Raw genomic sequence first — 20,315 nt, 5'->3', positions numbered from 1 at the left:
CTTTCCCAGAAGACCATGCGATCAACTGGAACATCCGGCATTACCACCCGTTTCCAGGAGCTATTCCGGAGCATGGGGCAGGTCGGTCACGCATTACTCACCCGTTCGCCACTCTCACCACCAAGCAAGCTTGATGGATCCCGTTCGACTTGCATGTGTTAAGCACGCCGCCAGCGTTCATCCTGAGCCAGAATCGAACCCTCCACAAAAAAACATTCATGAAAAGCATCCGAAAAGATGACTCACAAAACAAAAATTGACGAGAACGTCCTAATAAGGAAAGGACGCTCACACAAAAAACCTCATTCCGATTCAACCAACCAAGGACCCGACGGACAAACCATCAGGCTCGGAACAAGCTGGCAATCATTGACTATAAAGAAGTAGTACAAACACGCTCTTGAGTTCTCAAACCACCACCACACCAGCAGGCCAACCCTCCAGGAGAAGGACCCGCCGTGCCGAGCGGCAACAGATGAATAACCTACACGAAAAAACAAACCAACGCAAACCAGAGAGCGCAAGAAACCCGGGAACCGGCGTCATGGCGCGGTTTCCTCGGCGTGTCGCAAACAGCATATTTCGCTGTCCTACACACAGGATATCCCCACACACATCACCCGGAAGTAACAACACCAACTCGCCAACCAGCGTGTCGCAAGAATTCACCCTTGGTTCAACTCCCCTCAAAGAAGGAATCCAGAAGAGGAGGGGAAATCCCCGATCCGCATATAAGTAAAGGGTGATATTCAAGCAGGGCAGTGCTTGAATATCACCCACTCAGGTAGATGGCTGCCATCAGGCAATCAAGGAGGAAAATGCTTCACGAACAACCATCGCATATTTCACAGTCAGATCATCACATCGATATTGAAATCATTGATTAATCTGGCTGACGGTCACGGCAGCCTCCTGCGTACGCTTGCGGTACCGCAGTACTGCCAGGACTTCACTACCGACAATGAACAGTGCAATCACCACATCAGCAGCAATAACTGCCTTAGCCCACATCGGCATCGAAGCATCCTTTTCAACAGCTGTGGAGTTAGCAATCGCGTACAGGTTGTCGTGCATGGCCGCACGCAGAGCAGTCACAGTGCCTGCGGAATCAGTATTCGCAATCAATCCATCGCCGCCAGTCATAGACAGACCATGCGTTAGGCCGGTACGAATACCACGGTTGAGATCCATATAGAAGTCAGCCAGCGGATCCATAGCATCGGTTTCAACTGCACCGTGGAAGCCCCACTCATCGCGCAGCACCGACTGCAGCAGCGAGGAGTTGCTACCTGCCCAGCGAGCGCCAATCGAGTTGAACGAGGTCATCACAGCCAAGCTCTTGCCATCCTTGAATGCACGCTCAAAAGCCTTGAGGTAAATCTCGCGGATGGATTGCTCAGTTGCCCAAGTGCACAAACCGTTGGTGCGGTTGGTTTCCTGATCGTTCAAGGCAAAATGCTTCACATAGGTCATCATGCCCTGCTCGGTTGCGCCGGCTACTTCCTCACCGCCCATGAAAGCGGACAGTGTGCCGTCTTCGGAGTAGTACTCAAAGTTACGGCCGGAGAAAGCGGACCGGTGAATGTTCATGGCAGGTCCGTACCAACCGGTGATGCCAAGCTCTTTGCCTTCAATACCAACCTGCTTACCGCGCTGCTTGGCCAGATCTTTGTTCCACGTGGATGCAATCATCACAGCCGGCGGGAAGGCGGTGCCCTTCATGCTGGCGTTGAAGTTGCTCGACAGACCTGCAGGGCCGTCCGAATCCACTGATTCGCCGGAGTTAATCGACTTCAGTGAAATCATGTGGAATCCGCCATCGGCCACTGCAGAGGTCATCTCATCGACGGTTAACTGGTCCAGCAGTTTATTCCACTTTGCGTCGTTGTAATCCACGCCGGTCATGTCTTGAATGGTCAAGCCGTTCTTTGCGCCGGTTGTTGGCATCGTTGCGCCTTCGTCGTAATCGGCTGCATCGAACGTTGACTTGGCAGTGTAGACAGCCATTTCATCCTTCGACATGGTCATATTCGTTGGCGCAGCAGTCGCTTCGTCATAGTTGGCAAAGTGATCAGCGCGGCTCAGGTACGTGACATCGCCGCGAGCATCGTCGAACTGGTTCGTTGCGGCAACCTGATCGGTCGAACGCTTACCGTCATGAGCATCGTCGTAAATCACATCCTGATCGACACTGAATGTGCGCGAATCAAGCACGGTATGCGAATCCGAATTCAACGTAATCTCATAGTCGCCGTGTTCCAGCACATAGGCCTTGGCATTGCGGTCGTCATAGGATGCGAGGTCTTCGTCGTTGAACGAAATCGTCACGGTTTGCGATTCGCCAGGCGCAAGCTCATCGGTTTTAGCGAAGTCAAGCAGGTTCGTGCTGGCTTTTTCGATGCCACCGTTGTAGTACGGCGGAGTGAAGTACAGTTCCACAACATCCTTGCCAGCAGTGCTGCCGGTGTTCGTCACTGCAACCTTCACCGTGGTCTTGCCGCCAGAGCGATTGAACGAAGTAATCTTTTGATCGAAAGTCGTATAGCTCAGGCCATAACCGAATGGATACTGCACGGTTTGGTCGTAATCGATGATGCCTTCTGCTGCTGCAGTCTCCCAATATTTGTAGCCAACATAGATGTTTTCAACATAGTTGACGAACTTTGCAACGTTCTGGTCGGAGCCGGTAATTTCAGTGGAATTGCTGTACGTGAAGTTGCCGTAATTGTTAAACGTAGGCGTTGAGCGCAGGTCGTATACGTACGTGTCAACCAGGCGTCCGGACGGATTGATCTTGCCGGACAGCACATTGCCGAGTGCGTTGAAGCCGGTTGCAGATGCGCCGCCGCACCACAATGCAGCTTTAATGCTGCTGTATTGATCAAGCCAGCCCAGCTCCATCGGGCTTGCGGAATTGACTACCACGTACACGTTGGAGAATTCCTTGGTAACGCGATCAACCATCTGTGTTTCACGGTTCGTCAGCTCAAGATATGACTTGTTGCTGTCAATGTCATCGTCCTGAGTGGAGTACACCACATCGCTGCCCTGCTACGTTTTGTTGTAGCTGGAATCAGTGGAATACTTGTCCGGCAAATCCATGCCTTCACCGCCCGAGCGAGAGATAACCACGAGCGCAGTATCGGAATAATTCTTAGCGTTTTCGAAAATGCCAGCCTGATCGTACTGATCAATCGTGGGCTGCGGCACCGTCCAATCAACATCCATCATGCCAACCGACGGGCGATCTGCGCGATAATCCGTGTAGAACTTTGTCAATGTTTCGTTGGTTTGGAAACCAGCGTTATGCAAACCTTCCAGCAAGGAAACAGCTGTGGTCTCATCAACACTGCCGGAACCAGTACCGCCGAATGTTGCGTTGGTGCTAGCCCAGCCGAACACATTGAGTTTGGTGGAAGTATTGATAGGAAGTGCATTGCCATCATTTTTCAGCAGAACGATGCCCTCGCCAGTGATTTGCTCACCCAGCTGCTGCGATGTCTGCTTGGTCGCTGCCGATAGGCCGCTGGATCCAGTCATCACCTTGTTAATCAGCGAATACTCGATGTTGAGCGTAATCATGCTGAACGCAGCAACAACAGCAATAATCGATGCCGCAACCGTTTGCCAGCGAACAAGCTTGACTACTGCAGTGGATTGATGCCTACGAATAACAACGCTGACAACAATCGAGGCAATGATTACCACCAATGCGATAATGATTGGCCATTTAATCGCATTCAGCGTGGTGTACACATCCTGAATGCTGACGGCGACTGCACCGCCAAACAACATGTCATAGATCTTGCGATATGCCAGATATCCCAAGCCAATCACTGCTAACACAATCGCAGCGATTATCAACGGCTTGACCCACCGTTGTTCCTTCTTCGCCATTGCATTCTCCTTCGTTGAGAGGCGCGCATCCATGTGCGCCAACTGTTGGTCACTCATAGCTTCCCGTACCCAGAACGGCAGAATGCTCATATAGAACGAACAGCGCGAATATGGAATGAACCGCAACGTTCATGGTTGTTGCAACGACTTTGTCCCTTCTACAATGTCAGCAAGGAATCGAGGAGGAGACCACTATGGCTGCGCAGGCGGAGCATCAACCATCCAGACGATATCAAGCCGCAATTTGCGAAGATGATGTCAACAGCCTCTCGTACATCGAGCAATTGTTGGACCGCGCATTTGCATCGTCGAACATGCCTATGACGTTCGAGCCATACGATAAGCCGGAACGTCTGTTTGCTGATATTGAGCATGGAGCACAATACGATGTGCTGTTCCTCGACATTGATATGCCCAAGCTGAATGGCATTGAACTGACTCGCCAATTGCGCGAAGCTGGATCACAAACCGCGGTTGTGTTCATCTCCAACAAAGAGGAGATGGTGTTCCAAACATTCGAAGTGCAGCCGTTATATTTTTTGCGCAAAAGTCACTTTTTGGAAGGATTGCCGCATCTGGTTCAAGCGGTATCCCGTGAGCTGCAAACCGCCAGCAAAACGCTCGTGACTATTGAGGAACTGCATTCTAACAATGTGTATTCGTTCGATATTCAGCAGCTTATGTTCATCGAAGCGATGGGTAAGCAGTGCCTATTCACTACGGCTACTGGCAAAACGAAAATTCAGTGCCGGCTAGGAGCGTTGACACAGCAACTGACTCCCTACGGTTTTGTGCAATGCCATCGAAGTTATCTGGTGAATTGTCGATTCATCTTCTCCATTGGCAAGGATTCTCTCACCCTTGATAACCGCGGAATGTTGCCGATTGGCCGGAGTCATCGAGATGCAGTCAAGGCGGCATTCATGGCTCTGATGAACGGCAGTAGTGCTGCAGGACAAGACGCGCACAGCGCGCATATGTTGTAGTTGTTGTAGTTGTAGTGGGGATTTGCGAATTATGGCACTGATAACTGCGCTCTTTTCACCATCGTGGGCAGGTATGGAAGCGGTGGGCTCGTTTCTCTACATGCTCATTATTGTGTCCTGCAATTATGAGATCCGGCTGCGGCCTGCTTGGCATACGGTAACAGTTATCAGCGCATCTGTTCTGTTTTTCCTGATATACCGACCGGTGGAAATCCTTTATAGCAATTACACCGCGTATCTGATGTTTTTGCTGATTGGCACGATGATATTTACGCGATTCGTTTTGCACGGAACATTCCTGAACGAATGCGGCTTCATTGTTGCCACCGGTTTTGTTGTGGTAGTGCTCAAATCCATTCTGATACCTCTGGCCTCAATCATTACAGGAGTTGATGTTCTTCATTCCGGCCCCTGGTATGCCAGCCTATGGTACCTGACGTATTACCTGCTCTTGGCGGCATGCGGATGGTTTCTTATCCGTTTTGCGCCGTCGGTGCGGCTGCCGAAACGGTACTGGCTGATTTCGTCACTCTGCATATTCACCGTCACCGCCATCGCCACATTATCTGGCACAATGTTTGGCGCCAATGATGGTCTTATGCTGGCGTTTAATCTCGTTGTGTTTTGGCTGGTTTCACTGAACTATGTGCGACCTATCTTGCCATCACTGAATTGCAGCACAATGCTGAAATAACCGCTATGAACACACGATTGAACGCTCAGGTTGAGCAGTTCGAACGTTCTCGCGCAGCAATCGATCAGTTCCGCAAGGAACGGCACGAAATGAAAAACACGTATTTCTATATCGATGCGCTGGTGAAACAGCACGATTATGAAACGCTCGAGCACTATCTTGATACGGAACTGAATTTTCGTCTTACGGAAATGGAAGAAATCAACACTGGTAATCCAACATTGGATTTGGTGCTCACGCAGAAAATCGGCGAGGCTCGTCGTAAGCGAATCACTGTGACTACTCATCTTGTGGTGCCGCCGAACCTGCCATTCAAAGATCAGGATTTGTGTGCGCTGACGCTGAATCTGCTGGATAATGCGATTGATGCAAGTCTCAAAGAAGCCGAAGGCGGCCGGGAATTACATATTGAGGTACGGCAGACTAAAGGATTTCTGCAAATCACAATCAGTAATCGTTCCAGCCATAATGTATTGACTGAGAATCAATTACTGCGCACTACCAAGCAAGACAATCGCTACCATGGCATCGGATTGCGCGTGGTTCGTTCGATTGTGAACCAGTACGACGGCATTATTGATATGCAGTATCAGGATGGTTTTGTTGTAGTCAGCATACTGATGCCTTTTCCTAACGGATCCTCGGCTCAGTAGTCGGCAATACTCACAATGGCATAGAAAAAGGGACTTTCCTTGCGGAAAGTCCCTTAAGTTAGCTGTTACAGCTAAAGCCTCGCTCAGGCCAGGGTGTTCGGATCAACCGGAACACCCGGGTTCATCGTGGAGGTGATGGTTGCCTTGGTCAGGTAACGGCCCTTCACGGTGGACGGCTTCAGACGCTTGACTTCGTCGGCAACAGCCTTGAAGTTCTCGTCCAGAGCGGACTCATCGAAGCTCATCTTGCCGATGAGGAAGCTCAGGTTGCCGTTCTTGTCGACACGGAACTCGATCTTACCGCCCTTGATGTCCTTGACGGCCTTGGTGACATCCATGGTCACGGTGCCGGTCTTCGGGTTCGGCATCAGGCCACGCGGACCGAGCACACGGCCCAGACGGCCGACCTTGCCCATCATGTCCGGGGTAGCAACCACGGCGTCGAAGTCGAGGAAGCCGCCCTGAACCTTTGCGATCAGGTCGTCATCACCGACGATGTCAGCGCCAGCCTCGGTAGCTTCGGTGGCCTTCGGGCCACGAGCGAACACGAGGACCTTAGCGGTCTTACCAGTGCCGTGAGGCAGGTTGACGGTGCCACGCACGAGCTGGTCAGCCTTGCGCGGGTCAACGTTCAGACGGAACACAGCTTCGACGGTCTGGTCGAAGTTGTAGGAGGGCATGCTCTTCAGGAGAGCGATGGCCTCGTTGGCGGTGTAGAGGTTGTTGCGATCGACGCGCTCAGCGGCTTCGCGGTACTTCTTGGAACGCTTTACCATCTGTCTATCTCCTTATCAGTCCGTAACCGTGATGCCCATCGAGCGAGCAGTGCCCTCGATGATCTTCATGCCGGCTTCGATGTCGCGAGCAGACAGATCTTCCATCTTGATCTCAGCGATTTCGCGAACCTGCGCCTTGGTGACAGAGCCGACCTTGTGGGTCAGCGGGTTCTCGGTACCCTTCTCAATGCCAGCGGCCTTCTTCAGCAGAGCTGCTGCCGGCGGGGTCTTCAGAACGAAGGTGAAGGAGCGATCCTCGTAAACGGTGATCTCGACAGGGATGACCTGACCCATCTTGTCCTGCGTCTGGGCATTGTAAGCCTTGCAGAAGTCCATGATGTTCACGCCATGGGAGCCGAGGGCCGGACCCAGCGGCGGGGCCGGGTTGGCCTTGCCTGCCTGAATCTGCAGCTTGATCAGCGCTGAGACTTTCTTCTTGGGAGCCATAATATGGTTCTTCTTTCTATAACGCGGTTCAAATGGTGGCCGCATCTGTTCCCGCTGCCCATCGCCCACGGTCTTGACTCATTATTTATCCGTGTGTGATTATGGCTGCTGGTTCGAGACCGGTCTCCTCCCGCAACTTATAATTGCTGTGCTGTGCTAGCGGGTCTTCCCTCCAGACACAAGCTTTCCTATTATGCTTTTCCGCCCGGACAACACGCCGGCGCACATAACAAAAAGCCCGACCGAAGTCGGGCTGAAAAACTAATCACTGAAATTCAGTGACGCGTGCGGTAGCAAGGCGCACCGAGGGAAGACGTACGAAGGTACGTCGACCGAGGAGCAACGCAGCTAACGCTCCGTCAGTGGATTTCAGTCGAGTTTTTTGACCTGGTGGAAGCCCAGCTCCACTGGCGTATCGCGGCCGAAGATGGACACGAGCACGGTGAGCTTCTGAGTGGTGGGCTCCACTTCGGAGACCACAGCTTCCATGGTGGCGAATGGGCCGTCAGTGACGGTGACCTGATCGCCGACAGCGTAGGAGACTTCGACCTTGCGCTTCTTGGCGGCGGCAGGCTTATCGCCGGCAGCCTTGAGAGCTTCGGAAGCAATCATCGGAGCCATCATGGCAACGACTTCCTTGCGGGACAGCGGAGCCGGATCCTTAGTCGGACCAACGAAGCCGGTAACGCCTTCGGTCTCGCGGACGATGCGGCGAGCATTCTCGTCAGGCCACATACGAATCAGGACGTAGCCGGGAACGCGCACGCGGGTGATGACCTTCTTGCCCTTTTCAGTGTGCTTCTCGACTTCTTCCATCGGAACTTCAACCTGGAAAATCTGATCTTCCATGCCGAAGGAGGCAACACGAGATTCGATGTTGGTCTTCACACGCTTCTCGTAACCGGAGTAAGTGTGCAACACGTACCACTTACCATCGAGGGAACGCAGAGACTTGGAGAACTCTTCAACAGCCTGCTGGCCGGCATCGGTGCCTTCAGCTTCTTCAGACTCGTTGACTTCAGTCTCTTCGTCTTCATCCAATGCCACAGGTGCATCAGCGGTCTCGGTGGATGCAACAGGGGCCGGTTCAGCAACCGGAGCCTCAGCAGCAGCTTCAGCTGGCTCAGCCTCAACAGGAACCTCAGTTTCAGCTTCCTCGTTGGGCAGAACAGCGTCGAGATTATCGAGATTCAGTTCGTCACTCATGCCTGTGTTTCACCTTAGGTTGTTGGAATCAGCCAAACAGCCACAGAGTCAACTTGCCCAGACCGAAGTCCATGCCAGTGACCAGGGCCATCAGCAGCAGCACGAAGATGAACACAGCCAGAGACCAGAAGAACAGTTCCTTGGCAGTAGGAGTAACGACCTTGCGAAGCTCGTCGATGATCTGCTTGATGAACAGACCGATACGCATGAAGACATTCGGCTTGACTGCCTTTTCACTCTTGCTCGTCTTAGCCATTCTGTACCTCGCGTCAGCTGCTTGATTATTAGAAAGACTTGGCAGGGAAGGCGGGACTCGAACCCACAACCTACGGTTTTGGAGACCGTTGCGCTACCAATTGCGCCACTTCCCTAGGTGTTATCCACCTCGGCTAACGTTCTATAGAGAACGCTTCGCCACGGCGAAAACCGCCAAGCAGACATAGTAACGGTTGAGGTGGATTAACGCAAATCGCGTGTCGCGTGTGAGGCTCCTCTCAGTCGGCATACACCGACAGATCCCCTCCGAGAGGGGAGCCAGAAAGAGGAGACACGACGATTCACGCGTTGGCCCATGCCTTCATGCGCTTCATGCCTTCGGCCAGGTCGGCATCGGCGAGGGCATAGGAGAAGCGAAGGTAGCCGGGAGCACCAAATGCTTCACCTGGGACAGCAGCCACATGAGCTTCATCCAACAGTGCCGCAGCGAAATCAGCAGAAGTCTGCGCCACAGTACCGTTCGGACCAAGCGGCTTGCCCAGCAGTGCGGTGATATCCGCGAATGCGTAGAACGCACCGGTCGGAGTCGGGCAGTGCACGCCTTCGATATCGTTCAAAGCGGCCACGATGGCCTTGCGGCGCACATCGAAAGCCTTGCGCATCTCATGCACTTCATCGAGCGGGCCAGCAACAGCAGCCAAAGCGGCACGCTGAGAAATATTGGCCACGTTAGAAGTCATATGGCCCTGCAGCTTGGTAGCAGCCTTGGCCACCTCAACCGGAGCGACCATCCAGCCCACGCGCCAACCCGGCATAGCGTAAGTCTTGGCCACACCGTTGAGCACCAGCAGCTGATTACGGCACTCCGGTACCACTGCGCCAATGTAGGTGGTGTGTGCATCGTCATAGTTCAGGTGCTCGTAGATTTCATCGGAAATAATCCAGATGTGATGTTCGACTGCCCAGCGGCCGATGGCCTCCACAGTCTCCGGCTTCCACACAGCGCCAGTCGGGTTGTTCGGAGAGTTCACGATGATGGCCTTGGTACGTTCGGTGCGGGCCGCTTCCAGAGCCTCCAGAGACGGCTCAAAGTTCACGTCAGCACCGGCGAACACCTCAACCGGCACGCCACCAGCCAGTTTCACAGCCTCAGGGTAGCTGGTCCAGTACGGGGTCGGGATAATGACCTCATCGCCATCGTTCAACAGAATCTGGAAGGATTCGTAGACGGCCTGCTTACCACCGTTGGTCACCACTACCTGATCAGCGGTAACTTCGTAGCTGGAGTCACGCAGCACCTTGGCTGCAATAGCTTCGCGCAGCTCAGGAAGACCCGGAGTAGGCGTGTACTTGTAGTTCTTCGGGTCAAGGCAAGCGTCAGCGGCTGCCTTCACCACATTGGCGGGAGTTGGGAAGTTCGGCTCACCGGCACCAAAACCGATGACGTCAAGGCCTGCGGCCTTCATCGCCTTGGCCTTGGAATCAACGGCAAGGGTGGCACTTGGGGCCACGGTGTTAATACGGTCGGAAAGTGTTTGCCATTCAGCCATAGTCATGCTGCTCATGGTATGCCTACGGCGCGAAAAAACGCCAGAGAAACGGACATCGGATTACTCCGATGCACACTGTCCCGCAGTCTTCGACTGCTCTTCTGCTACCCCTCAGTCTCGTTACACGAGACAGCTCCCCTGACAAGGGGAGCCGGATACGGTGGCTACACCAAGACAAGGTTGTCGCGGTGGACGAGTGGGTGAGCGTATTCCGGGCCGAGGAATCGTTTGAGTTGGGCCGTATTACGGCCAAGCATCTGCGGAATCTCCTCGGAATCGAAGCCAGCGAGACCACGGGCCAAATGAGTACCAGCTTCATCGTCAATCCACACAGGATCGCCAGCCGAAAAGTCACCGCGCGCTTCAAGCGCACCAGCCGCAAGTAGCGAAGCACGACCACCGCGAATCGCTTTGGCGGCACCGGCATCAACCACAATCGTGCCGCGTGGGTCGGCCGCAAAACCAATCCACAGGCGGCGAGACGAACCACGCGCCTTCACTGGAGCAAACACGGTGCCCACCGGATCGCCCATCAGCGCAGGGCCAGCATTCTGGGCACAGGTCAACACCGTGGGAATGCCGGACACCGCCGCCACGCGAGCCGCTTCCAGCTTGGTGACCATACCGCCCGTGCCAACCTTGGAACCGGAGCCAGATACCGTGATATCACCCAGCGCATCAATCACGTTCGGCACATACTCCACGCGGCGAGATCCCGGCTGGGAAGGCGGCGCAGTGTAGAGCGCATCCACATCGGTGAGCAGCACCAGAGCTTCCGCGCGCACCAGATTGGCAATCAGCGCAGACAGCCGATCATTATCACCAAAGCGAATCTCATTGGAGGCCAATGAATCGTTTTCGTTGATAATCGGCACGACGCCGAGATCCAGCAACCGATCCAGCGTACGCTGCACATTGCGGTACTGCGTGGCGCGAATCGTATCCTCAGCGGTAATCAGAATCTGACCCACGCGAATACCAAACCTGCCGAACGCAGTCTCATAGCGAGCCATCAGCAAACCCTGGCCGACTGCAGCAGTGGCCTGCTGCGTAGCCACATCGGTTGGACGAGAGTCAAATCCAAGCGGGCCGAAGCCAGCCGCAATAGCACCAGAAGATACCAGTACCACGCGGCCGCCCATCAGTCGCACCTGAGCCAAAGCTGCAGCCAGAGCATCCAGTTTTGCCGGGTCAAGGTGGCCACTGGGCTTAGTCAGCGAGCTGGAGCCAACTTTGACCACGATGGTACCGGCTGCCGCAATGCTTCTACGAACCTCAGCTTGGCTAGGTGTGGACATTATTTACTCTTCTTCTTCGGTATCTTCGCCGCGACCGAAGAGACTGGTCTCGTCGTGACGATCATCATCGATGGACGGATCAGCCCAGTGGCCAGCCTTACGTTCAGCCATCATAGCTTCGCGCACTGCAGCACGAGCATCCATCATCTCGTGGTATTGAGCGCGGCGCTCCGAGTTGGAGCGGCGGCGGGCGCGCGGATCCTGCTCTTCGAGTCGCAAATCCTTACCGCGTGCGCCCAAGTTAGAACCGTCGAGGTTCTCAGCGCCGGCGGAAATAGTCGGATCCCAATCGAATTCAACCATGCGCGCTCCACGACCGATGCGAATCTCGTCGCCCGGGTGAGCGCCCTTACGGCGAAGTTCATCCTCCACGCCAAGCTTGGCCAGACGGTCAGCCAGATAGCCCACAGCCTCGTCATTGTCGAAGTTGGTCTGCATCACCCAGCGCTCCGGCTTGGTGCCAAGCACTTCGTAGAACACTTCGCCATCGCCAAGCTCGCGACGCTCAACGGTGAAGTCAAGCGGAGCATTCTTGCCCGTATTGCGGCGCTGACGGCGGCCGGTTCCCAACGGGTTGATGACCACACGTGCCTCTTCTTCAGCCTGTTCGCGATTGGCGACTTCCTCGCGCATTTCCTTGACCAGACCAGACAGAGCGAAGTTCAGTTCCTTCAAACCTGCGTGAGAGGCAGTGGAGATCTCATATATCTTCAGGCCGAGCTTCTCGAACTCAGGCTTGATGAAATCAGCCAATTCCTTAGCCTCGGGCACATCAATCTTGTTCAGAATGATGATACGCGGGCGTTCCGGAATCGGAATCGCGCCAAGTGGCAGTTCCAACTTGTCCGCGTACTGGGCGAGCTCGTTTTCCAATGCCTCATAGTCAGACATCGGGTCACGATTAGGCTCAAGCGTGGCGCAATCAATCACGTGGGCGATGATTTCCGTACGCTCAATGTGGCGCAGGAATTCAAGTCCCAAGCCCTTGCCCTCGGAGGCGCCAGGAATAAGACCCGGCACGTCGGCGATGGTGTAGCGCGAATCGCCGGCGATTACCACGCCAAGATTCGGCACCAGCGTGGTGAACGGGTAGTCGGCAATCTTCGGCTTGGCGGAGCTCATCGCAGCGATGAGGCTGGACTTGCCTGCGGACGGGAAGCCGACCAGAGCCACATCGGCAATGGACTTCAGCTCGAGGATGACATCACGCTCCTCACCCGGCTCGCCGAGCAGCGCGAAGCCAGGAGCGCGGCGGGTCTTATTGGCCAGTGCGATGTTGCCAAGACCGCCTGCACCGCCTTCCGCAGCAACGAAACGGTCGCCTTCGTGACGAAGATCAGCCAGCTGCTCGCCGGGATGCTTCGGCTTGCCTTGTGCGCCACGCGCCTCGAAAATCACCGTGCCGCATGGCACCGGGAGGATAAGATCCGCGCCTTTGGAGCCGTCCTTGTTGTCGCCCAAGCCCATCGTGCCGCTGCCTGCAACGCGATGCGGGATGAAACGGTAGTCCAACAAACTGGTCGCATTACGCGTGGCTTCAAAGATTACGGAACCGCCATCGCCGCCGTTACCGCCGTTCGGGCCGGCCAACGGCTTGTACTTCTCACGGCGGATGCCTGCCGAGCCATTACCGCCATCTCCGCCCTTAACATGGACGGTCACTCTATCCACAAAATCACTCATAACATTCCACTCTACCGATTGGGGGTGATGGGCGATCTGCTACCGGCAAAGTAGCCCTTGCGGCCGGTCGCTTGGCACCGCTGTGGGGCGGCACCAGCGCAACACGGGCTCGCATTACGCGCCGCGCAGCCGCACAGCCGCACAGCCGCACAGCCGCACAGCCGCACACGCAGTGCTTCTGTACGCGAGGCAAGGCGCCCAAACCTTCACATATCCAAATACGGGCTGAAATGGACGTTCCCGCCGATTCGCAGCGCAGAAGGGACGTTTTAGCGGCTCGAAGTGTCCTATTTCACGCTTCGAATTGCCCGGAACGTCCATTCCGGCCCGTATTTCGGCACCTGAGTCCTCTCCCCCAAAACCGCAGAAGCACGCATATACGCTGGAGGCTTAATATGAGCGCCTAAACTTGGTGCATGGGGACACATCAATCGGTTGAAGCACTTTTTGATTCTGCGCAGCGGGAGCGACGGTGTGCCATGCCGCGCACTGACACGGATATCAAGGCTGTTGCGCGCCGTGTCCGTGCAGGTACAGTGAAACGCGTCTATCGGGGCCTGTACGCACGACAACAGTACTGGGATGCGCTCAATCCGCACGATCGAACACGTCACATCGTACGTTCACTTGCTCAGCAGCATCCAAACTGGATTTTCTGCGGGCCGACTGCCGCAATCATGCACGGACTTGACTGCTCATATCACTTGCTACTACCCATTTGCATTGTCGCCGAACCCGGAACCCATATTCGCAATACCTCACAGTTAGCCCATTACGCAATGGCTCATCCTGAAAGTGTCACTGTTGGAGGAGTTCGTGTCACAAGTTTGCTTCGCACCTTGTTCGACTGTGCGTCAAAACTATCACTGCGATTCTCTCTTAGCATCATCGACTCAGCCTTGCGAAAACAACTGGTGAAACAACCTGTTCTAGCTGCGTATCCGCATACTGTGAAATACGCGAGGAATCGCAAAGCCACATTACACGCGTTCTCTTTGGCCGATGCGCGCAGCGAAAACGGAGGGGAAGCCGAAGCACGAGGTGTCCTAACGGAAATCGGCTACCCGGTTCACGACCTTCAAGTGACGTTCCCATGCTTGACGTATCCTTCGCGCAAACATCGTGTTGATTTTCTCTGGGTGCGCGAGGATGGCACGAAAGTCGCCGGCGAGTTTGACGGCGTTCGCAAATATGTGGATCCGGATATGACCGCAAATCGAGATATTCGCGCGGTTGTGGAGGATGAACGCGAACGTGAACGCTGCCTGGAAAAACAGCAGATCGATGTGGTGCGCATGTTCTACGACGATCTCAACAGGCCACGCCAATTAGCAGCCAAGCTCCAGGCAAAACGCGTGCCCCACGTCTAAGCGGGGCTGCAGGATACGGCTCCGTCGCATCAAATACGGGCTGAAATGGACGGTTCCAACGATTCGAAGCGCGAAATAGGACGTTTCAGGCCGCCAAAACGTCCATTTGGCGCTGCGAATCGGCGGGAACGTCCGTTTCAGCCCGTATTTGGGGGCTGAAGCAATGGGGGCGCGAGGCTGATTCCGCGTAATGCGGCGCTTTGGCCCGCTGCGCTGCAGGAGAGACAGGGGCAGATACGCAAAAACCGCACCGGCGCAAGCGCACAGTGCGGTTTGAAAATCTGCTAGCGAATCGCTCAGGCAGCGATCACGTCGACGACCTTGCGGTCACGACGGACAGCGAACTTCACGGAGCCGTCTGCGAGAGCAAACAGCGTGTGATCCTTGCCCATGCCAACGTTCTGGCCCGGGTGGAAGTTGGTGCCACGCTGGCGAACGATGATGTTGCCGGCCACGACAGCTTCACCGCCGAACTTCTTCACGCCGAGGTACTGAGGCGACGAATCGCGACCGTTACGAGAGCTGGACGCACCCTTCTTATGTGCCATGATTCATGGTCCTTTCTTGACTCAGGCGATCGCCGTGACCTTGACGGCGGTCAGCTTCTGGCGGTGGCCCTTACGACGAGCAACACCGGTCTTGTTCTTGTACTTCTGGATGTTGATCTTCGGACCCTTGGCTTCGTCGTCAACGACTTCAGCCTTGACGGAGACAGCAGCCAGATCCTTAGCGCCGAGGGTAACCTTGGTGCCGTCGACCAGGAGAGCAACCGGGAACTCCACGGTATCGCCCTTCTTGGCGTCGAGACGGTTCACGAGGATGGTATCGCCAACCTCAACCTTTTCCTGATGGCCACCGGCCTTCACAATCGCGTACATAGTAATTCCTTTTATGTTTTGGAAAGCTTCCTTGCCCAACACGCACCGAGCCTGCGGTCAGACACCGAATTTCGAATCTACACCTACACGCGGACTAAATCAACTGATTTTAGCCCGCGTGTCAAGCACGACACACCTTTAGTTTTCTTCGCCAGCGTTATTCGCGGCTACTGCGGCAGCTGCGATCTGAGCCAGCTTGGCTTTGACGTCAGCGCTGGAGCCAGCCGGTTCGGGAGCTGGAGTGGTGCCGCGGCCGTGCTTATTGGTCTTGACGAATGGGTCGCCACCGCGAAGCGCGTATGGGTCATCATAGTCAGCGGAAACGGTCGGCTGATCATGGAGGATGAAACCGCGGCCCTTGCAGGTCGGGCATTCCTCGGAGAAGGCTTCCACCAGGCCTTGTCCGATGCGCTTACGCGTCATCTGCACCAGACCCAGCGACGTGACTTCCGCAACCTGATGCTTGGTGCGGTCGCGAGCCAGGCATTCAACCAGTCGACGCAGCACCAAGTCTCGGTTGGCGGGCATAACCATGTCGACGTAGTCGATCATGACCATGCCGCCGATATCGCGCAGACGCAACTGGCGTGCAATCTCCTCAGAAGCTTCAAGATTGCATCGGGTCACGGTTTCCTCGAGGGACTTGCCGCGGCCGATGAAGCGACCAGTGTTCACGTCGATGGTGGTCATGGCCTCAGTGCGGTCGATGACGATCGAGCCACCGGACGGCAGGTACACCTGACGCTCCATACCCTTGCGCAGCTGAGAATCGATCTGCCACTTGTCGAACACGTCCTTGCCTTCGTGCTCGGCCGGATCCCACTTCTCCAGCTTGTCCTTCAGGTCGGGGGCCATCGTATCGAGGTATTCCTCGATACGCTCGTAGACCTTGTCTCCCTCGACGATGAGCTTGTTGAAATCGTCGTTGAAGATGTCACGGACCACGCGGATAGCCACATCCGGCTCACCCTGCAGCAGCTTCGGGCGCTTGCCGTGCCAGAACTCTTCACGCTTGGCGTTGATGCGCTCCCACTGGCGAACCAAGGATTCAAGATCCTTGACGATGGCTTCCTCGGATGCACCTTCGGCGGCCGTGCGGATGATGATTCCCATATCCTTCGGCGCAATCTTCGACACGATGTTCTTCAGGCGTGAACGTTCACGCTCAGACAGCTTGCGGCTCACACCGGTCATGCCACCGGACGGCACCAGCACAAGGAAACGGCCAGCGAGCGTGACCTGAGAAGTCAGGCGGGCACCCTTGTGGCCAATCGGATCCTTAGTGACCTGCACCAGCACCGGATCGCCGGACTTGAACGCCAACTCAATACGACGAGGCTGACCCTCCAGACGGGCGGCATCCCAGTTGACTTCGCCGGCATAGAGCACGCCGTTACGCGCCTGGCCGATGTCCACGAAGGCGGCTTCCATACTCGGCAGCACATTCTGCACGCGGCCGAGGTAGATATTGCCAACGGTCTGCACTTCCTGGATATCGGAAACATAATGCTCGACGAGCACATTGTCTTCAACCACGGAAATCTGAGTGTGATGTTCGCGCTCGCGCACCACCATCAGACGGTCCACGTTCTCGCGGCGTGCGAGGAAGTCCTGCTCCATGAGCTGGCTTTGACGGCTGCGTTCGCGGCGATTGTCACGGCGGCGCTGCTTCTTGGCTTCCAGACGAGTGGAACCCTCAACATCGGTGATTTCATCGATGTACTGCTGCTTGCGGGAGCGGCGAATGGTGGGCTGTTCTTCAGCCTGAGCTTCCTCGCCTGCCTCTGCGTTCTTGTTGCCGCGGCGACGGCGACGGCGACGAGTGATGGTCTGCTCACCATCATCGTCCTGATTATCGCGATCGTCACTGTCAGCACGAGACGCACGGGAAGCATCAGCTTCGTCTTCGCTGCCCTCGTTGTCGGCGGTACCGCTTTCAGCGGCTGCCGATTCGTTACGCGATCCGCGACGGCGACGGCGACGAGAACGAGTACGAGTGGAATCAGAGGATTCTTCATCCCCTTCTTCTTCGGTAATTGGCGCGTATGAAATATCGTCCAGCTCGAGGTCTTCCTCAATCTGCTCAACTTCGGCTGCAGCTCGACGCTCCTGCGCGTTCAAACGGCGAGAGCGACGAGAACGGCGAGAATCATCAGCGGACTCAGTATCGTCCTGAGTCTGAGCCTCGTCTGCAGTGCGATCATCACGATCGTTGCGCTGTGCACGGCGGGAACGAGACGGGCGCTCTTCTGCATCGTCTTCAAGACGGCGAGAGCGGGAACGGCGGCGAGTATGCAGCTCATCGTCATGCTCATCATCGTCATCATCATTCTGGTTGCTGTAGCGGGTTGCAGGCAGCACCGGCTCCTGGAACAGCAGCGATGTCATCGGCTTGCCGCGGCGTACGGATTCGTGGCCTTCCGGCAGCGAATCAACGGCGTCAAGCAAACGCTCTTCCGGATCATCCACACGGGCGTGATCAGTGCGATCTGCACGCGCAGAACGATCAGTGCGAGCAGTACGATCGCTACGAGACGAGCGAGAACGGTCAGCGTAATCGAAACGATCGCGGCTATCGTCCTCATCATCGAATGAATCAGCATGGCGACGGCGACGCAGCGGGCGCTCATCAGCCTCAACCTCAACATCATCAGCGTGACGACCACGAGCGCGGCGACGCGACGGACGGTAGTCATCGGAATCGTTGCGATTGCTGCCATCATCGAACACAGCGTTTGCATTGCTTACCGGTTCTGACTGCGGTGCAGCAGCATCGGCGGCAGCATCAGACTTCTGAGTAGACGGCAACACTGGTGCTTCGAACAGCGGAGCGGAATGATCCTGCACCTGCAATTCCAAAGATGCACCTGCAGCACCAGTGCCGCGAACCACGCGGCGGCCACCACGGCGACGGCGAGTCACCGGAGCGGGAGAAGATACAGCGTTGCCTGCCTGGCTCTGAGAGTCGGCATTGGATACGGTTGAGTTATCGGTTCCGTCGCTGACGAAACCTTCCGGGTTCACAGTGGGCACAATGCTCCTCGCGGCGCGCTGCATCGCGACGCCAATCCAGGCCTATACGCTTCGCTCACACCACGCTCTCACCATGGCCGCGCAAAACGCGCTCGCGTAGAGGCAACTTCGTCTAAAGTCTGTCCTGCGAACGGCGGACACCGGCGCTTGCGTTGTCTCTTTCTCGAGAGCCGCAAGGGGATCGACGCCATTTCGCACGCTGATGGTCATGCAGAACCACCGCATTTCAGTATGCCACACTTTTGGACAGCGACGTGCACACCGGACAGTCGAAGGACAGTCGGAAGCCAATCGAAAGGCAATCGAACTAGACGAGCCAGGCGAGCAACAGGTCGGCGAGCGCCAGCAAATCAGACTCAGGCACCTGTTCATCATGCTTATGTGCTAGCAGCGGATCGCCAGCGCCAAGGTTCACAGCCGGGATGCCCAGCTGGGAGAATCGTGCCACATCGGTCCAGCCGAGCTTGGCCAACGGGTCGCGGCCAGTGCGCTCCTTAACCAAGCGCACCAGATCCTGAGCCAGCGGTGCAGTGAGCCCTGGGCGAGCAGAAGGCGATTCATCCTTCATTTCGATGCCGTAGCCGGCGAATACACCTCCAGTGGCCGTATGCTCGCCGTTGCCGAGTTCAGCACCTGCATCGGCACCCATCATGAGCGCTTTAGCCTCGGCAAGTGACTTATCCGGAGCGAATCGGTAGTTCACGTGCACGCGGCATTCGTCAGGGATAACATTGGTGCCTTTGCCGCCGGAAATCAGCGTGGCGTTCAAGCCTTCGCGGTAATCGAGGCCGTCCACGCTCACTGTGGCGGGTTCGTATGCGTTAAGGCGATTCAAGATGTCAGCGGCCTTGTGAATGGCGTTCTCCCCCATCCATGCGCGAGCGGAATGAGCGGCCACACCGTGAGTCACCACGTCGAAACGAATTGTACCGTTACAGCCACCTTCAATACCGCAGCTGGTGGGCTCGCCGATGATGGCAAAATCGCCCTGAATCCAATCAGGATGCGCCTCGACTACCTTCCGCAGACCATTCTTCTCGGCGGCGACTTCCTCGTGATCGTAGAACACGTAGGTAAGATCAGTTTTGGGTGTGGATTGTTCGGTTGACCCATCCAGCATGGCGGCGAGGTACAGCATGACCGCGTCGGATGCCTTCATATCCGTGGCGCCGCGTCCCCACAGCACACGCTCGGCCGGGTGGGCTGCCGCAATATCCTCGCGAATCAGTGGATCGCCGGGCTCGAGCCAGCGCGGCGGGAAGTTGTCGATAACCGGCACGGTATCGATATGGCCGGCGAGAATCACACGGCTGGACTTGCCGAAATCAGTGGAAGCCACAACGGTGTCACCGTGACGGCGAACGGTCAGGTGCGGCTGCGTCTGCAGGAAGGTCTCAATCTCATCGGCGAGCGGGCCTTCATCATCGGAGACGGAGTAGTTCTCCATAATCTGGGTGAGCAAACTGACGAGTTGTTCGGTTTGGGAAGCATTACGGTTCAATTCAAGCGTCATGAGTACAGACTACCGCGCGGCCTTCAGGCGCCACTCACTCGTCTCGATTGCCGCTATTCCATTATTCGGCCCAGAACATGAGATTTCAGCCCTATATACAGACGAGTGTGCCACA

General features: G+C 55.8%; 16 protein-coding genes, 1 tRNA gene, 1 rRNA gene and 1 pseudogene. 4 read left to right on the top strand and 15 right to left on the bottom strand.

Translation table 11 applies throughout. The features are described from left to right. The 3 genes and pseudogenes from AC1AY0_RS08335 to AC1AY0_RS08325 all read right to left on the bottom strand — a co-directional run. A 16S ribosomal RNA gene (locus AC1AY0_RS08335) occupies positions 1 to 209 on the bottom strand; the annotation flags it as partial. A gap of 667 nt (positions 210 to 876) precedes the next feature. Beyond that, complete coding sequence (locus tag AC1AY0_RS08330) at positions 877 to 2,028, bottom strand: glycoside hydrolase family 3 N-terminal domain-containing protein (protein WP_476524673.1); 1,152 nt, start codon at positions 2,026 to 2,028, stop codon at positions 877 to 879. Between the two features lie 204 nt (positions 2,029 to 2,232). Next, positions 2,233 to 3,540, bottom strand: a pseudogene (locus AC1AY0_RS08325) (glycoside hydrolase family 3 C-terminal domain-containing protein); the annotation flags it as partial. Positions 3,541 to 4,091: 551 nt separating this feature from the next. On the opposite strand from AC1AY0_RS08325, the gene AC1AY0_RS08320 reads away from it, so the two are divergent. From AC1AY0_RS08320 to AC1AY0_RS08310, 3 genes are read left to right on the top strand one after another with little or no spacing between them, the layout of a single operon-like run. Beyond that, positions 4,092 to 4,883 (top strand): LytR/AlgR family response regulator transcription factor, encoded by a 792-nt coding sequence (locus AC1AY0_RS08320; protein ID WP_476524670.1) that lies wholly within the window; start codon positions 4,092 to 4,094, stop codon positions 4,881 to 4,883. Positions 4,884 to 4,914: 31 nt separating this feature from the next. Next, positions 4,915 to 5,577, top strand: coding sequence for a hypothetical protein (locus AC1AY0_RS08315; protein WP_476524669.1), 663 nt, complete (start codon positions 4,915 to 4,917; stop codon positions 5,575 to 5,577). 5 nt (positions 5,578 to 5,582) lie between these two features. Continuing rightward, positions 5,583 to 6,230 carry an ATP-binding protein gene (locus AC1AY0_RS08310; protein ID WP_476524668.1) on the top strand — a complete coding sequence of 216 codons (648 nt, stop codon included), beginning with the start codon at positions 5,583 to 5,585 and terminating at the stop codon, positions 6,228 to 6,230. An 83-nt stretch (positions 6,231 to 6,313) separates the two neighbouring features. Here AC1AY0_RS08310 and rplA read toward each other — a convergent pair whose 3' ends face one another. From rplA to obgE, 8 genes are all read right to left on the bottom strand, one after another. Further along, positions 6,314 to 7,006 carry a 50S ribosomal protein L1 gene (rplA, locus tag AC1AY0_RS08305; RefSeq protein WP_476524667.1) on the bottom strand — a complete coding sequence of 231 codons (693 nt, stop codon included), beginning with the start codon at positions 7,004 to 7,006 and terminating at the stop codon, positions 6,314 to 6,316. A gap of 15 nt (positions 7,007 to 7,021) precedes the next feature. Further along, complete coding sequence (gene rplK, locus AC1AY0_RS08300) at positions 7,022 to 7,453, bottom strand: 50S ribosomal protein L11 (RefSeq protein WP_025222166.1); 432 nt, start codon at positions 7,451 to 7,453, stop codon at positions 7,022 to 7,024. A gap of 369 nt (positions 7,454 to 7,822) precedes the next feature. Then, positions 7,823 to 8,659, bottom strand: a complete 837-nt coding sequence (gene nusG, locus AC1AY0_RS08295) for a transcription termination/antitermination protein NusG (RefSeq protein ID WP_476526190.1) — start codon at positions 8,657 to 8,659, stop codon at positions 7,823 to 7,825. Between the two features lie 28 nt (positions 8,660 to 8,687). After that, positions 8,688 to 8,915 (bottom strand): preprotein translocase subunit SecE, encoded by a 228-nt coding sequence (secE, locus tag AC1AY0_RS08290; protein ID WP_476524663.1) that lies wholly within the window; start codon positions 8,913 to 8,915, stop codon positions 8,688 to 8,690. A gap of 39 nt (positions 8,916 to 8,954) precedes the next feature. Further along, positions 8,955 to 9,030: transfer RNA gene (locus tag AC1AY0_RS08285), tRNA-Trp, on the bottom strand. 186 nt (positions 9,031 to 9,216) lie between these two features. Then, on the bottom strand, positions 9,217 to 10,425 hold the full coding sequence (locus tag AC1AY0_RS08280; RefSeq protein ID WP_476526192.1) for a pyridoxal phosphate-dependent aminotransferase: 1,209 nt from the start codon (positions 10,423 to 10,425) through the stop codon (positions 9,217 to 9,219). A gap of 164 nt (positions 10,426 to 10,589) precedes the next feature. Further along, entirely contained in the window at positions 10,590 to 11,723 is a 1,134-nt protein-coding gene (gene proB, locus AC1AY0_RS08275) for a glutamate 5-kinase (RefSeq protein ID WP_476526188.1), read from the bottom strand. A gap of 3 nt (positions 11,724 to 11,726) precedes the next feature. Beyond that, positions 11,727 to 13,406, bottom strand: a complete 1,680-nt coding sequence (gene obgE / locus AC1AY0_RS08270) for a GTPase ObgE (protein WP_476526186.1) — start codon at positions 13,404 to 13,406, stop codon at positions 11,727 to 11,729. A gap of 416 nt (positions 13,407 to 13,822) precedes the next feature. Between obgE and AC1AY0_RS08265 the strand changes: the two genes are divergently transcribed. Continuing rightward, positions 13,823 to 14,776, top strand: a complete 954-nt coding sequence (locus tag AC1AY0_RS08265) for a CTP synthase (RefSeq protein WP_476526185.1) — start codon at positions 13,823 to 13,825, stop codon at positions 14,774 to 14,776. Between the two features lie 296 nt (positions 14,777 to 15,072). Here the strand turns inward: AC1AY0_RS08265 and rpmA are convergent, their stop codons facing one another. The 4 genes from rpmA to dapE form a co-directional block, all read right to left on the bottom strand. Beyond that, the gene (gene rpmA, locus AC1AY0_RS08260) at positions 15,073 to 15,324 is read right to left on the bottom strand and encodes a 50S ribosomal protein L27 (RefSeq protein WP_033891262.1); all 252 of its coding nucleotides are present in this window, start codon (positions 15,322 to 15,324) and stop codon (positions 15,073 to 15,075) included. A gap of 21 nt (positions 15,325 to 15,345) precedes the next feature. Continuing rightward, positions 15,346 to 15,654 (bottom strand): 50S ribosomal protein L21, encoded by a 309-nt coding sequence (gene rplU, locus AC1AY0_RS08255; protein ID WP_033891261.1) that lies wholly within the window; start codon positions 15,652 to 15,654, stop codon positions 15,346 to 15,348. A gap of 138 nt (positions 15,655 to 15,792) precedes the next feature. Then, positions 15,793 to 18,711 carry an Rne/Rng family ribonuclease gene (locus tag AC1AY0_RS08250; RefSeq protein ID WP_476526183.1) on the bottom strand — a complete coding sequence of 973 codons (2,919 nt, stop codon included), beginning with the start codon at positions 18,709 to 18,711 and terminating at the stop codon, positions 15,793 to 15,795. 283 nt (positions 18,712 to 18,994) lie between these two features. Next, positions 18,995 to 20,200, bottom strand: coding sequence for a succinyl-diaminopimelate desuccinylase (dapE, locus tag AC1AY0_RS08245; protein WP_476524656.1), 1,206 nt, complete (start codon positions 20,198 to 20,200; stop codon positions 18,995 to 18,997). Between the last annotated feature and the right edge of the window lie 115 nt (positions 20,201 to 20,315).

This window comes from Bifidobacterium sp. LH_416, from assembly GCF_056357055.1.
The sequence above is the reverse complement of the archived record's forward strand: the minus strand, read 5'-3'. Positions and strand labels throughout refer to the sequence as shown.